The sequence below is a fragment of the Pseudomonas sp. SB113 genome (assembly GCF_040754745.1).
GTDB lineage: Bacteria > Pseudomonadota > Gammaproteobacteria > Pseudomonadales > Pseudomonadaceae > Aquipseudomonas > Aquipseudomonas grimontii.
Genome location: NZ_JBFMHW010000242.1, coordinates 1 through 393, shown reverse-complemented (window position 1 = coordinate 393; position 393 = coordinate 1). Strand labels below are relative to the sequence as shown.

1 protein-coding gene is annotated in these 393 nt (G+C 58.3%); it reads right to left on the bottom strand.

Annotated features, from left to right (window positions below; all coding sequences use genetic code 11):
- Nucleotides 1–153: 153 nt before the first annotated feature.
- The coding region (locus AB1462_RS32380) for an amidase family protein (RefSeq protein ID WP_367249215.1) at nucleotides 154–393 on the bottom strand (240 nt) is incomplete at its 5' end.

Genomic DNA, 393 nt, shown 5'->3' with positions numbered 1-393 from the left:
GATGAACTCGCCATCAGCAATGTCGAGGTCCACACCCCTCACCGCGTGATAATCGCCGTAATGTTTGACGATCTTGCTGATCGATACTTGTGCCATCGTTACTCCAATCGAATCTTCATGCTCTTCGCTACGCAAGCCTGCCCGTTCGGGCGCTTACAGAGGCGGAAGAGGAAATGTCCTTGTCTTTTCGTAGGCTCTCGCGGCGCGCAGCACGGTTGCTTCCTCGCGCACCCGGCCGACAATCTGCAAACCGATCGGCAAGCCTTCCGGGCTCATTCCGCACGGTATCGACGCGGTGGGCTGATAGGTGAGATTGAATGGCGAGGTGAACGGCGTCCAATCCCCGCGCCACTCGCCGCCCTTGTCGCCGGGGAAATCTTCACCGACAGGAAA